The organism is Actinomadura sp. 9N215 (assembly GCF_044326345.1).
GTDB lineage: Bacteria > Actinomycetota > Actinomycetes > Streptosporangiales > Streptosporangiaceae > Spirillospora.
This window is the reverse complement of the sequence record NZ_JBIRBA010000002.1, coordinates 137,532-151,201: the sequence shown is the minus strand read 5'-3', so window position 1 is coordinate 151,201 and position 13,670 is coordinate 137,532. Positions and strand designations below refer to the sequence as shown.

Sequence of the window (13,670 nt, the reverse complement as noted above, 5' to 3'; positions counted from 1 at the left end):
CCGCGGACACGGTAGACCGCGCGCGCCCGCTTCTCGTGCCTGCCGGGCCCGCGGCCGCCGCCGAAGGAAGGCTGCCGGTCAGCCAGCGGGTTCCCTGCGGAGGACGTCCTCGGCGTGTTCGGTCAGCGTGTAGCCCTTCACCCGTCTGTGACCGATGAGTTTCGTACGACCAGGCGGTCGGTCTATCCATGACGACGAAACCCAACATCGAGGAACGCGCCGCACAGCCGTACGTGGCGATCAGGCGGCGGGTCACGATGCAAACAATTGGCGAGGTCGCCGACCGAATCCCGGAGCTCTTCGACTGGCTCGGCGCGCGCGGAATCGTCCCGGCCGGAGCACCCTTCCTCAAGTACAACGTGATCGACATGGACGGCGAACTGGAGATCGAGGCAGGCATCCCCGTCCCGGCGCCGGTCGAGGGCGACGGCGGGGTCCTCGCAGGGACACTGCCCGCCGGGCAGTACGCGACCCTCACCCACACCGGCCACCCCGACGGCCTGCTGGACCTGACCACCGAGTTGTTCGACTGGGCAAAAGCCAGGCAGCTGACCTGGGACGTCACCAACGACCGGTGGGCCTGTCGCCTTGAGGTCTACGAGACCGATCCCACCCAGGAGCCCGACCCCGCCAAGTGGGAGACCGAACTCGTCTTCAAACTCGCCCACCACCCTTGAAACACCCCTGCGGAGGAGTTGGTTCGTAGCGACTTGGTGGCTCGTTCAGCGGGCACCCACATTTGAAGCGAGATCAACATCGCTGCGAACAGGTAGTTCGCTCAACGCCACTTCGTCTGACGCCGGCGGCCGCTCCTGCAAACCTGCAGGTGGCAGACCTAGCGGGAGTCCCTCCAAAGGAACTGCACCCTTTTTACTTTCGTGGGGTACGCGTGTGGCGCGCCGCCGTGTGGACGCGCGGCCAATCGCACACGGTCCTGCTGTGCCCGGCCGTCGGGCTCCCCGTCGGCCACCACGGGAACGGCCCGAGCGCCCACGATATGCCGCCTCCCCGGACACCAGGCCCACTCCGCCGCCGTGGACTTGATTCCTGGCCGGATTTGGAGGTGCTCCGGTTTTGCCGCAGGTTGTGGAGTTTCCGCCGGACGGTGGGGACGTCATCCTCGGGGAGGTGGCCGATGAGGTGGGGGCGCGACTGGATCGTGTAGGACTGGGCACACGCGCGGTCCACGACGCCAGCGAGACGCTTCAGGACGCCCTGCGTCGCAGCATGCCCGCCGTGCAGGCGGTACTCGGCCAGATGCGAGAGATAGCCGAGCCCCCGGACCGGGTGACGGTCAAGTTCGGCATCAAGGTCACCGCCGCGGCCGGTGTCGTCATCGCCCAGGCCGGGAGCGAGGCCAATTTCGTGGTGAGCGTGGAGTGGGACAAGACCGGCGGTAATACCATCAGGTAAGCCGATGGCCGGGGGGCGGAGGCACCGGGATGAGGCAGTCTGACGAAGCGGGTGCCAGGGGCACGGGTCTGGAATCCGCCGTCGTCCGGATCCGCGATTCCGCCCATCGAATCGTCGGCACGGGTTTTCTGATTGGACCCCGCCTGGTCTGCACATGTGCGCATGTCGTCGCCCGGGCCACGGTCCGGCCAGACCCCCGATCCCGTTGCCGAACGATCGGAAGGTCATAGGCTTCACCCAGGGCGGGCTGGTACTCATAGAGTCCGGGAGCAGCGGGCTCGAGTTCTGGGACATCGACCTGGGCAGGACCATCGCCAAGCTGGACGCGCCGGGGGCTTCGGTGAAATGGCTGACGAGGGGCCACACATTGGTCGGCCTATCAGATGGCGGCCTGCTGTCTATCGACCTCGACCGCGACCACTGGCTGCCGGACCTGTGCGCAGTCAACGACCGCCCCTACACCGACGGGGAGCGCAAACTCCTGCCCGACGGCGCCGAGACCACTCCGCCCTGCCGGATGAGCGACTGAACAACCCCTGAGCACAACCGAGAGCAGGATCCTCGCCGAAAAGAAAGGGCCGGCGGCGTCGCGGGCAGCGCGCCCGGTGGCGTGCTCGACGCCGCGGATCAGCCGCCTGACCAGGGAAGCAGGCGCGGCCGGGGCATGACGGATGCAGGCATGGCGGTCTCCCAGCGCGGACCAGAGAAGGGGTGCGGAACAGGAGCGGGAGGAGCGGACGGCGCGCGGTCGGCTGCTGCGCGGAGCGCGTTGGCCAACTAGCCTCGGGTGCTGGCGGAGTGGGTCGTGTCGAGCGCTGCGCGCAGCTCGATCGGCGTCTGGCAGACGAGGGTCAGGTCGCGGCCGCGGACCGCGATCCATCGGTCGGCCGCGGCGCACAGAAACGCCCAGTGCGGATAGGTGGCCCGGAGCTGCTGCAACACCACGGCAGGCTCCGGCGGTGGCTGCTGGCCGCGCGATCCATCGCATCGGCGGTGATTCCGCCCAGCCCAGCATCTTGTTGCCCGGTGTGGGTGATGCCGTGGCGGGAAGCGAGCATGGGGGTAGCCAGCACGGTGGGGCCTGGTTCACCTGTCGGGCGGTTGCGGTTCAGGGGTTCGATCGAGCTCCCCGGGGCGGCGTGGTCGGTGCGGTCTTCACCGACCTTCGCGACGTGCGCGGGCCGTGGTCCACGTGTGCCCGAATGTGGCGGGTGATCTACCCCAGGGCGTCGATGGCTGCCGTGATGAGCCCGCGGGCGGCGGCGCCGTGGACGGCGGCCGCGGAGAGCCGGGTGTGGGCCTTGACGTAGACGCCGACCTCGGTGGGCGCGGTGATGGTCACCGTGGCCGACAGCAGCTCGATGTGTACCCGCCGCTCGTCGAAGACGTCGAAGGTCGGCACCGGCCACATCTCGCGTGACGGGCCCGCGAACGGGATGACGCCCAGCGACACCGCCGGCAGCGGCATTACCGACAGCAGGTGCCCGAGCTGCCCGGCCATCGTCTCGGCGTCGCCGATCCGGTGCCGCAGCACCTCCTCCTCGATGACCACGGCGAACCGGCGCCCGGCCTGGTGGATCACCTGCGAGCGGTCCAGCCGGGCCTGCACCGCGGCGGCGACGTCGTCGGGGGTGGCCTGGAAGGCCGTCACCGCTTGCGTGCCTCTTGCATCCGCCGCAGCCCGGTCCGGTGCGCCCGCCGCCACTCCACATACATCGAGTCGGCCTCGCGGGCCGCCGTGATCAGATCCGCGGCCTGATCGTCCGCGCCGCAGATGCTGCACCAGGTGCGGATGTCCTCAGTGGTGGCGGGGCGTGTGGCGTGCTCGATCTTGCTGATCTTCGTGCGGCGCCGGCCCGCCTGTTCGGCCAGGCCGATCGCGGACAGCTTCGCGTCCTGACGCAGGGCGCGCAACTGGTCGGCGACGGCCTGGCGGGCGTCCTGAGCGGCCGAGGACGGGGAGACGGGCATCGGGGCGCGGGATTCTTCGAGGCGCTCAGCGCGGGGAGTAGTCGCGATGAGTAGTCGCGATGCGGGACCGCGAGGTCCCAGACCGCCGCAAAGGACCGGCGGCACAGGGCGATGGCGTCCGCGTCGTCGTCGAGCTCGTCCTGCACCCAGGTGCCATCACCGGCGAAGTGATGCCAGCGGATGGCGTGGTCGTCGAACAACCAAAAGTCGTCACCAGGCAGCACCAGGCGGGAGGCGCGCCAGCGGGGCAGCCACCGCACCTGTTCGCCGGCGGCCAGGTTCTGGAAGGTGATGTCGTACTCGAACCGGACATACTCGGTGATCGGCTCCGACACGATCCGGGCCCGCCGCACGCTCACCCCGCGGGCGACGGTATCGGCGACGTCCTGGTGGAACGGCCGCCACCACGACGCCTGATCGGCGGGGCGTCGCGATGCCCGGCCCGCCAGGCCGCCACCCGCTTCGCCTCGGCCGGATCGCAGTAGGTGTCGCGCAGCGACAGATGCACCACCGACCGCTCATTTCGCGCCAGCAGCTCACCGAGCGGGGGCAACTCCGTCATCCCCGGGCTCCTCTCCCGACAGCGCGCTCAGGATCGTGGCCCGCATCCGGGACGGCATCCTGACCAACATCTCGTCGTCCCCGATCGGCGTGTGCTCCAGGACTTGCGCCACGTCGACCGCACCGGTGACCGCCTTGGCCACCAGGACCGCCCTTAGCTGACCGAACTGCCCCACCTGCTCACCGCCGCTGGACACGCCGCGGAACCGACGGGCGGCCCGAGCGGGTTCGTCCTGGCCGCGGCCTGCTACGACCTGGCCGCCGAGACGCTCAGCAAGGTCGGCGCCGACCGGCAGGCCCACATCGCGGCGGACTGGGCCACGCTGCACGCCGACCGGTCCGAAGACCCGGTGGCGATGGCCTCGGCCGCACGAACCCGCGGCATCATCCTGCGGCACGAAGGCCAGCACCAACTCGCCGAGCAGATCACCCTGCAAGCCGCCGAACGCATCGCCCGCGCCGGACTCACCAGCCCCGCCCGCGCCTACGCACAAATGCTCGCCACCACCAGCTACAACTACGCCCTGGGAAACGAACGCGACCGAGCCCTCGAAATGATCGCCGACGCCGCACAAGCCGTCGGCCGGCTCCCCGAACCACAACCGCACCCATGGTCGTTGTCGACCCGATTCTCGATCGACCGGCCGCAGGTCACCCTCTACGAAGTCGGGGTGCGGTGGGCCCTCGGCGACGCCGGCGAAGCCCTCGCCGCAGGCCACGAGCTGCACCCAGCCATGTTCCCCACCCCCGAACGCCGAGCGCGGCTCCACACCGACATGGCCCGCGCCGCATGCTGCGAGGCCACCCCGAACACACCGCGCACCGGCTCCTCGCCGCGCATACCCAAGCACCTGCCGAGATGGCGGGACGGGCTCCCCTTCACTAAAAGCGTCTCCGATTTCCTGATACAGGCGGTGACGGTCATAGACGGTGAGTCGACAGGTGTGGCCTCCGGACCTGACGATCAGCCCACAAAAGTAGCCTTTTGTCTGATGATTTCTTCATCCAGTTTGAAATCTTCGGGCCATTCGACTGCAAACTCGAACTCCTTCCCAGGCACGCGGCTGACAACGACGATCGCCCAGCTCAGCGGCTTCCTCGATGTCACGGCGGCATCCTTCACAACTGAATAACCGCGAAGTATTCGAGTGTTTCAACAAGGATATCATCGACCATCTTGAAGTATGATTGATCGGAAAACTTGACGGCATCACCGGGGGACACTTCTTTAGAGCGTCGCAATTTTGCCGTAAGCTCATCAATGACCGTCAACTGCAAAGACCAGTAGCGATCAATCCTAGACAGCAGAATTTGCCGGAAAACCTCGTTGGCGGTATATGCGCCGAGCTCGGCAATCCGACGTTCCAGCACTTCGGTTCCTCTTGCCGCATGTGATCCAAACACCTCACCCAAGAGAACCGATGGATCTGGGACTGTTAGTACCCGACGCCTCATCGAATAGATGGCCATACGCTGCGACGCCTCGAACGAGTCGTTCGGGTTTCTCTCACGCCATCCGTCGATGCATGCAAGATCAAATGCCTGCTGCATTTCGTACGTTTGCTTAAGAAACGCTCTTTCAAATTTATCCCGACTCACAATGCGCATACTCTTCAACGGCCCCAGAAGCCGCCAAACAACACTCGGGATAGCAAGATCTTCTATGTCCACGTATCTGACGATCTCATTCTCGGTCATCGTCGACAAGAGTTCTTCGACGCGACTGTCGGCTCGACGGGAACCACACTGACCGACAATAGCAATAAGCGAATTGTTGGAGACGTGAGCCCGGTCCGCCAGGTGAACACCTCGAAGGTGTGAGCCATTGACGATCACAACCCGACCAGGCTCTCGACTCCCCAGCATAATCGATTCATTGTGTCCAGGATCGACAGGAGAAGTCGCCACATACGCTATGCCATGCTCGTTCAGAACTTCCTTCAAAAGGTCTACATCTACGTCCCGCGCTCCCGCGACAATAACTGGCCATCCCTGAGAAAGCGTCTTTCTCACGTCATCCAGAAGTGATCTGCATTTTTCCTCGGAGGTGCTGTGGACAAGGCTCTTGACCTTGATGGAAGAAGGGTTCTCTGTTGAGGTCGATACTGGAGTCAGTCCATATCCGGCGCAAAGTTCTTTGCAATACTTACTTGCTCTGCTCGAAGCACCGAGAAGGTGGGTATAGAGACGGAAGTAGTCGTGTACGCTAACCCGCGCCAAGGTCACGGGTTGCGTTTCGGACACGGTATTGATCACCTGCTGTTGCTCTGCCTTGTCAACGAGAATCGATTCGATCTCATCGAGGATCGCTACCCCATGCCCCTGCTGTCTCACCAGCGCGGAATCGCAAGTCATGTTGTCGAAAAGATAGTCTTGAGAAAACTGTTCAGGACTTCCATAGACAACATCGGCACGATAGGCCTGCCCTCGATCCTGCTCACCCATCCCAGCATGGAGAACAGAAACTAGAAGCCCAATCTTCTCAAGGACGCGGGCCGCGTTCGAACTGCGACGGAGAGCGAATTCATCATTTAGCACGACGACGTGAACGTTTTTCCCACCCAAGGCCCATACGCCGGCGGCCAGGTCTATGACCACATCCTGGAGGTCCACGCTTCGCATCTCGACTGTTTCTCCGCGTTGCATCGCGGCTACAGCGATAAGCTGGACGAGGCTCAGCGGATCCCCATTGCACCGCTTGTGGACCTCATAGGCAAGAGCCAGCGAATCTCGGCGCGCATCCTCGTTTGACCTGTCTCTCTCAAAATCACGGCGAACCTGTCGACACTGGACAAGGAGATCAAAATCTGTCTTATCGACAAGGGTCGCAGCATGTCGGTCGGCTGCAATAGCATATTCTTCGAGGCTTGCAATGGTCACCGACGGCGGAGGATCTGAGTTCCTATTATTCGAGATTCGGCGCACCAAAGCATGATCCTTACGCTGGCGGTCGTGGTAAGCGATTCATTCAAGAGTATCATTACACGCATTACGGCTGAAGTCGCATCGCTCACTTCTTCATCATACAAGCCTCCAGGTTGGGGCGCATACTCTTTAAGATCAACCATTACCGATCATATTGAATATGACGCGCATTGAATAAAGCAATATGAAACGACCACGCTGCGACCGAGTCATGGGAGAAGCACCTAGTTCGCTGGGGACACCTCTTTCGACGTCGGGCGGCTGAGCGGTTCCGGCTGATGTGTTTTCAGGTCGAACCTGCGTTACGCCCTGTTCCTCCAACTGCTTGCGAATTGCTTCATTGAGCTGCTCAGGGGTGACCGAGCTGCCGCTCCCACAAGACCCTCCTTTACCATCGTTGTGCACAAGGAGCGGATAGTCACCCGAATTTATGTAGTATGTATGCTTTTCGGCAACGGTAAGGTTGTGGACACGTTGATGGTGGGCCGTTCGATGGGCGACGGCGGTGATCTGGACGTAGGTGCCTGCGCTGGTCCGGAGCCACATGCCCGGTTTGAGGTCGGCGGCTTCGATCCAGTCGTTGATGTCGCCCGCGACCCAGAAGGGATGGGTGTCGGTAGCGATGACTACGCCGCTCTTGACGAGCTTGCTTTCGGATGTTCCCGCGCTGACTGGGGCCTGTTCCGCGCCGGTCACACGGAAGCGAACCTGGGCGTCAACGCTGATCTGAACAAGGCTCTTGTCACCCTTGCTGGTAATGGTGGCCAGAACGGGCTCCGCGCTTGTCTCGCCCGTATCCGGATCGGTAGCCAGCACGCTGTCACCGACCCGTACGTATTCGATGCGTTTCTTCGTGCCATCTGCCATGAGGACCTGGGCGCCCGGAACGAAGCTGCTGACACAGCCAATCCCATTCTCGGCACGGGCTAGGTTCCGGGAAACTCTCCTGCCTGCGACCGCCTGACCGGCGATAGGGATGAGCGAGAGGCCAGATTCTGCGGCCTCTTTCCATTTCCCCTGCATCGCGTAGTAGATGCCGTTCGCCATATCCGCGAACTCGCCGATTCCAGGCGCCATCCCGGCAAGGTCCAGGAGATCATGCAGGGATGCTGGTGAAGAATTGCAGTATGGGTCATCGCCGAATTCACCGCAGAACGCAATGAGGCCCTGCAGTCCTAGCATGTAGCCTTCATAGTCCTCCCTGCTGCGGGGCGGGGCGCCGTCAAGGAACTGTCCGACCAGCATGCGGTAGTGTGTAAACCTTTTCTTTTTAGGGAGCAGCCTAAAAGCTGCTGGGAAGGTCGACGGATAGGGCATGGTGGCGTAGGAGCGTCTGTAGACGGGGCTGCCGCAGGAGCTGCCGCCGCTTCTGCGGCACCTCCAGTACCTGTTGGCTTGGGCCCATCTGTCCATTTCTGCGCCGTCGGCGCCGGCGGGCATGCGGCCGTCGGGGTCGCTGGTGGTGACGGGGGTGTTGTTGGCGTAGGTATAGCCGTTCATCTGTTGCGGGTCGGACTGGTCCATTTCGGGATCGACGGAGATGAAGCGGCCGGTGTCGGGGTTGTATTCGCGAGCGCCGAGGTGGGTGAGGCCCGTGGGGTCCTGGGTGCCGCCTACGAAGCTCTTGTCGTTCGGCCAGGTCGAGTCGTCGTCCATGCCTCGGATCGAGCCGAAGGGGGTGAATCGGCGGGCCGTTGTGGCCTGGGTCTCGGCGTCGATGGCGATCTGGGCGGTGCCTTGGTGGTCGCCGGTGAGGTAGGTGACGGTGCCGTCGGCGGTGCGCATCGCGATGGGCTGGCCGGCCAAGGTGTAGTAGCGGGTGCCGGTGGCGGTGGCGGTGCCGTTGAGGGCGCGGAGTTCGGTGCCGTCCGGCAGGTAGAGGGTCGCTCCGGTGGGGTCCTTGCGGATGAGACGGTTGCCGTCGGCGTCATAGATGAAGGTGGCGTCGTTGCCGTTCTCTGTGACTTTGGTCAGTTCGCCTTCGGTGTCCCACTCGAACGTTTGGGTGCTGGTGGCGGGGCTGCCGTCGGTGGTGCGGATGGCGCTGGTGTTTCCGGCGGCGTCGTAGCTGTAGGTGCGACTGGTCCCGGTCTGGGTGAGCTGGGTGAGCCGGTTGCCCTGTCCGGGTGGGGCGTAGGTGTAGGTGCGTACGGTGTCGGCGGTGCCGCCGATGCCGTGGCGGGTCTCACCGGTGCGGTTGCCTGCCTTGTCGTAGGTGAAGGTGTGCCAGTAGGGCGCGGGACCCCCGACCAGCGAGTTGGTAGGGGCGGGCGCGCATGTGGCGGTGGTCTGGGTCCACGCCTGGGTGAGGCGTTGCAGGTGGTCGTAGGTGAAGCATTGGTTGTCGACACCGTCGCGGGAGGTGTCGGTGATCGAGGTGATGCCGCCGGTGTCGGTGTAGTGGTAGGCGGCGTTGCGTTCGTTGCCGGCCAGACCTTCGCGATAGGTGCGGGCGGTGTCCAGGCGCTGGGTGCCGTACTGGTAACTGAAGGTCTGCCACGCGCGTTCGGGTGCGGCGCCCAGCTCGATGAGTGAGGGTTTGCCGGACGGGGTGTACACGGTGTCGGCGACATAGGTGGACTTGTTGCCGCTCAGCCGGGTGGGGCGCAGCCAGGTGTCGTAGCCGTGGACGACGGCCTCGGCGGGTAGCCCACCGGCGGCGGGACGGCCCTTGCTCTGGACGGTCCCGTCCAGGTTGTAACTGGTGGAGAAGGTGTAGTCACCGGCCAGCGCGCCCTGCTGGGAGGGGATGGTGACGGTGGTGGACTCCGCGCGTCCGAGGGTGTCGTAGCCGCCGACGCGGCTGGTGTAGGCGGCGCCGTCGTAATGGCGGGTCGCGGTGGCGAGCTTGCCCTTGCCGAGGGTGGCGGTGTCGTAGGTGAACGAGGTCATCAGGGGGCCGTCGGCCGCACCTTGGCGGGTGGCGGTCTTGCGGCCGAGGCCGTCGTAGGCGGTGAAGATCCGCTCGCCGCGGGCGTCGGAGGTGGAGATCAGGCGGTCCAGGTCGTCGTAGGTGAAGACGCTGGCGCCCTTGTCCGGATCGGTCGTCTTGACCTTGCGATTCCGCAGGTCGTAGGTGGTGGTCCACCTGTTGCCGGACGGATCGGTGACCGAGGCGATCTCCCCCGCCGGGGTATAGGTGTAGCGGGTGGCGTCGGACTCGCCAGTGGGGGTGGACGCCTTGTACTGGCGGCGTTCGATCACCTGGCCGCGGGCGTCGGTGATCTGCGCGGTCGGGGTGCCGCCGGCGGGCGGGGTGACCGAGATGCGGTTGCCGCCGCCGTAGTCGTAGGTGGTGCGCCACAGCTCTTGGTCGGGTTGTGAGCCGTTGCCCCGGGTGAGCTTCTCGACGGTCTTGCGGCCCAGCCCGTCGTAGGCGGTGCGGGTCTGGGACTCGACGTTGCCCGGGGTGCCTATTCCGAACAGGACGGGTTCGGGGGCGCCGGTGGCCGGGTAGGACGCGTGGGTCTTGACCACCTGGCCGCGGTCGTCGTGGAAGGTGTCGCTGATCAGACGCCCGGTCTGCCCCGGAACCTGAGTCTGCCGGGAACGCAGCCATCCGTCCAGCAGCACGATCTGCTCGAGCCGCTGTCCGCCGGTGGCGGTCAGGCCTTTGGTGGTGACGGCGACGATCTGCCCGTCGGCCATCCGGTACTGGAACTCGTGGTTGGGGTCTTGGCCGTTGGCCTTGGAGCGGTTGGGGAGCCACACCTTCCGCAGTCGGCCCAGACCGTCGTAGTCCAGGGTGGCGTGCCGCCCGTCGGCGTTGGTGGACTGGATCGGCTTGCCCCACGCCGGGTCCAGTTCCTCGGTGGTGGTCAGCGCCGAGTCGGCGTCGCCGGGCCTGGCCGGCGGAGTCGTGCTCCGCGTCCTGGTGGTGAGGCCGCGGGTGTCGGTGTAGGCCTTCGTGGCCGCCCGGCCCAGTGCGTCCTTGACCTCGGTGGCGCGGCCGAAGGCGTCGTAGACGGTCGTGGACTGCGTGACGTAGCGGGGGCTGGCACCGTCGTAACCGGCGAGTTTCTCGACCTTGGTGGCGTTTCCCTTGGACGGGCTGTCGCCGAAGCCGCCGCCGTCGTAGTGGGTGCGCTCGTCGGAGACGACCTGGGTGGGCCTGTCGGGTGTGGCGCCGCAGGCGGCCGACACGGTTTCGACGCGGGAGGGGTAGCTGGCCATCCAGGCGCCGGTGTTGTCGGCGTAGCTGGTGCGGGTGCACTTGTCGTCCGCGGGGGTGGTGGTGTCGCCCAGGTCGTTGACGCTGATGACGCGGCCGATTCCGAGACCGGAGCCGGTGTAGGTGTTGTCGGTCTTGGTCTCGGTCCAGCCGCCGCCGTCCTTGACCGTCCAGGTTCGGGTCGTGTCGACCGCGACCACGTTCGCGGTGATGGTTCCCCATGAGCGAGTCCGGGACGCGGTCTGCACCCGCCACGGGGTGTTGACCGTCTTGGCATGGACGCCGCCGCCCGGCCCCGTGTATTGGACGGTTTTGAGCGTGAACCCGGCCAAGGCGTCATGGTCGGTGTAAGTCCCGCCCTCGCCGTCGGAGACGGTGACCGATTTCTCGCCGCCGTCCCTGGTCTTGCGGTCCCCGTCCATGCCGCGCAGGAAATACGCGTCGGCCTGGGCGGACGGGTCGTTCAGTGAGCCGGTGAGGGTTCGGACGTGACCGTAGCCGCGCCATTGCGACCAGGTCTTCTTCTTCAGCTTGGTCAGCCCGTCATCGTCGTCGAAGTGCCATGCCGCGCCGCCCAGGTACTGGTACTTGGTGGCCATGTCCGGGGACAGACCAGTGCGGTCGGTCTGGATCACCGAGGTCACCACGTACTTGTGGAACCAGTCGGTGAACGGCTTCTCATGGCCCGGCGGCGACCAGATCACGGGCATGCACCGAGTCGTGTTGGTCTCCGGCGTCGGCTTATCCGACAGCGAGCAATCGGGGCCGGAATAGGCGACGTCGATCTGCCCGCCGGACTCGTCGTAGATGGCACCGACCCGGTAGCGGATGTAGGGCAGGATGTCGTCGCCGCTCTTGTCCAGCCGGTTGGGCAGTTGGACGTGGTTGAACGTCACCTTCGGCAACGTCACCGCGCCGCCGCCGTCGGTGGCGGCATGGCCGGCGTGGGTGATCTCCTTGAGCAACAGGTCGCGTTCGACGTCGGCCAGGCCCCATTTGTGGTCCATGGACCAGGAGTCCACGGGCCGGTACCCCGATCCGTCGGCCGTCTGGATCTGAGTGGTGATCTTGGTGAGGCGCTTGCGGGACCAGAACGTCGGTGCCAGGCCACCGTGAGTGTCCTTGCATTCTTGGCCGGAATTGCAGTTCAGGTCCCACGGGACGTCCCACCAGTAGTCCGGCTTGTCGCCGATCTTTGACGGGTCGCAATCGAAGGTCGCGTCGGGGACGCAGCGTTCGGAGGTGGTGAAGGCGACCTGCGCGGGCGCCTTGGCGAACAGCGCGTCCTTGCGGAGACCGTAGGAGATCGTCTTGAGGTAGCCGTCGCGGACGTAGGGGGTTTCGTCTGCGGGTTTGAGGTTGCGGCCGTAGTGGTTGATCTCCTTGGCGTAGGTGTAGTTGATGGCGTTGCCCGCGGGGTCGACGACATGGTCGAGGTTCCAGCGGTAGGCCTGCTGGCACCATGACGCGGCGAACGACGATTCGTGGCAGGGCTCGTCGGCGTCGTTGCCGAACACCGGCATGGTCCACGTCGAATCGGTTTCCGGTTTGTCCTTCGTCCAGCCCGGCAGCCGGTTGAGACCGAAGAAGTACTGGGTGCCGTCGGTCGTGGTGACCTTCCAGTACTCGCCGTCTTTGTCGCCGTTGCCGGTCGAAGAACTGGCGAGCTTCTCGAATTTGGTGCCGTCGTCGTTCTTCGTCCGCCACGTGCCGTCGGACGCCTTGATCAGTTCGCCGCCCTTGCCGTTCCAGGTGACGGTCGCGTTGTCATTGCCCCAGCACTGGTCGCCGGGCGAGTTCCCCCACTCGTCCTTGGGCGCGCCGTCGTCCTCACACGACTTGTAGCGCCGTTCGATGTAGCCGGGCCACAGATCGAAACCCTCACCGACCCAGGACGGCTGCCCGTTGGTATTCGCCGTCTTGCCGTCCACGCTGCTGGAGGAGTAGGAGATCGCGATCTGCGGGGCCAGACCGGCGGGAACGGGCGGGACGCGCAGGGGATAGGACCAGGTGAAGTCACCGGTGCTCCCCCCGCCGCTCCAAGTGGCGGACGCCTCCAGCGATGTCGCTTTGTAGTCACCCTGCGAGCTGTCGGAACCGGCCGCGGCCACCAGCACGGTGGCGTCCTGTCCTGCCGCCGTCGCGCCCGCGGCCCCAGCCGAGGCACGCGCGGCGGGAGCCGCTTCGACCTCGGCGGTCAGTGTTCTGGTCGCCGCGTCGTTCGCGGCGGTGACCGGCGTGCCGGTACGGCATTCCGGTCTGTCGGGCGTGGTCAAGGCGCATTGCGGCAACCGCCAGAGCCGCAGCCGCGCCCCGTAGGAGCCGCCGAACGCCTGTGTGAACGTCGAGTAGTCCAGCCGCACCTTCACCCGGCCGGGCGTGGCGGCGTCCGTGCGGGCGAGGGTGAGCGCCAGGCCGTCCACCCCGATCGTGCGGGCGGCTTGCGGGTCCAGCACCTGGACCCGGACCCGGCCCGCCGCCTCGCCCGGTTTGGTGGGACGGGCCCGCGTGCCGGGTGGCAGGATCCGTACCGGCAGGTCTCCCGCGCGCACGCTCGGCTCGCGGGTGCCGGACGGGACGCCGACCTCGGCCGTCCCGGGCTTCGGCCACGCCGCCCTGGCCGCCGGAC

Annotated in this window: 11 protein-coding genes and 1 pseudogene; 4 read left to right on the top strand and 8 right to left on the bottom strand. The window is 65.6% G+C overall.

The features are described 5' to 3' along the window. Window positions 1-188 precede the first annotated feature (188 nt). From ACH34T_RS03405 to ACH34T_RS03395, 3 genes are all read left to right on the top strand, one after another. Window positions 189-677, top strand: a complete 489-nt coding sequence (locus tag ACH34T_RS03405) for a GyrI-like domain-containing protein (protein WP_395990452.1) — start codon at window positions 189-191, stop codon at window positions 675-677. A gap of 451 nt (window positions 678-1,128) precedes the next feature. Beyond that, window positions 1,129-1,413, top strand: a complete 285-nt coding sequence (locus ACH34T_RS03400; protein ID WP_395990451.1) for a CU044_2847 family protein — start codon at window positions 1,129-1,131, stop codon at window positions 1,411-1,413. Between the two features lie 205 nt (window positions 1,414-1,618). Beyond that, on the top strand, window positions 1,619-1,942 hold the full coding sequence (locus ACH34T_RS03395; protein WP_395990450.1) for a hypothetical protein: 324 nt from the start codon (window positions 1,619-1,621) through the stop codon (window positions 1,940-1,942). Between the two features lie 248 nt (window positions 1,943-2,190). On the opposite strand, the gene ACH34T_RS03390 is transcribed toward ACH34T_RS03395, so the two are convergent. From ACH34T_RS03390 to ACH34T_RS03365, 6 genes and pseudogenes are all read right to left on the bottom strand, one after another. After that, on the bottom strand, window positions 2,191-2,355 hold the full coding sequence (locus tag ACH34T_RS03390; protein WP_395990449.1) for a hypothetical protein: 165 nt from the start codon (window positions 2,353-2,355) through the stop codon (window positions 2,191-2,193). Window positions 2,356-2,629: 274 nt separating this feature from the next. Continuing rightward, a complete protein-coding gene (locus ACH34T_RS03385; RefSeq protein WP_395990448.1) occupies window positions 2,630-3,064 on the bottom strand; it encodes a Scr1 family TA system antitoxin-like transcriptional regulator in 435 nt (144 codons plus the stop codon). After that, window positions 3,061-3,384 (bottom strand): helix-turn-helix domain-containing protein, encoded by a 324-nt coding sequence (locus ACH34T_RS03380; RefSeq protein ID WP_395990447.1) that lies wholly within the window; start codon window positions 3,382-3,384, stop codon window positions 3,061-3,063. The genes ACH34T_RS03385 and ACH34T_RS03380 overlap by 4 nt, the downstream gene beginning before the upstream one ends. A gap of 107 nt (window positions 3,385-3,491) precedes the next feature. After that, a pseudogene (locus ACH34T_RS03375) lies at window positions 3,492-3,833 on the bottom strand (DUF6879 family protein); the annotation flags it as partial. Then, window positions 3,740-3,946 (bottom strand): DUF6879 family protein, encoded by a 207-nt coding sequence (locus tag ACH34T_RS03370; RefSeq protein ID WP_395990446.1) that lies wholly within the window; start codon window positions 3,944-3,946, stop codon window positions 3,740-3,742. The gene ACH34T_RS03370 and the pseudogene ACH34T_RS03375, both read right to left, overlap by 94 nt. Further along, complete coding sequence (locus tag ACH34T_RS03365) at window positions 3,921-4,274, bottom strand: hypothetical protein (RefSeq protein ID WP_395990445.1); 354 nt, start codon at window positions 4,272-4,274, stop codon at window positions 3,921-3,923. Before ACH34T_RS03365 ends, ACH34T_RS03370 begins: the two co-directional genes overlap by 26 nt. A 21-nt stretch (window positions 4,275-4,295) precedes the next feature. Between ACH34T_RS03365 and ACH34T_RS03360 the strand changes: the two genes are divergently transcribed. Continuing rightward, a complete protein-coding gene (locus ACH34T_RS03360; RefSeq protein WP_395990444.1) occupies window positions 4,296-5,078 on the top strand; it encodes a hypothetical protein in 783 nt (260 codons plus the stop codon). On the opposite strand, the gene ACH34T_RS03355 is transcribed toward ACH34T_RS03360, so the two are convergent. Both ACH34T_RS03355 and ACH34T_RS03350 read right to left on the bottom strand, forming a co-directional pair. Beyond that, a complete protein-coding gene (locus ACH34T_RS03355) occupies window positions 5,065-6,825 on the bottom strand; it encodes a hypothetical protein (RefSeq protein ID WP_395990443.1) in 1,761 nt (586 codons plus the stop codon). The two genes, ACH34T_RS03360 and ACH34T_RS03355, sit on opposite strands and share 14 nt — an antisense overlap. Window positions 6,826-7,005: 180 nt before the next feature. Further along, entirely contained in the window at window positions 7,006-13,464 is a 6,459-nt protein-coding gene (locus ACH34T_RS03350; RefSeq protein WP_395990442.1) for an RHS repeat-associated core domain-containing protein, read from the bottom strand. Window positions 13,465-13,670 lie beyond the last annotated feature (206 nt).

Bases quoted from the DNA above. Each gene is read 5' to 3' on its own strand.
- ACH34T_RS03380 (WP_395990447.1), bottom strand. From the start codon at position 3,384: ATGCCCGTCTCCCCGTCCTCGGCCGCTCAGGACGCCCGCCAGGCCGTC.
- ACH34T_RS03405 (WP_395990452.1), top strand. From the start codon at position 189: ATGACGACGAAACCCAACATCGAGGAACGCGCCGCACAGCCGTACGTG.
- ACH34T_RS03370 (WP_395990446.1), bottom strand. From the start codon at position 3,946: ATGACGGAGTTGCCCCCGCTCGGTGAGCTGCTGGCGCGAAATGAGCGG.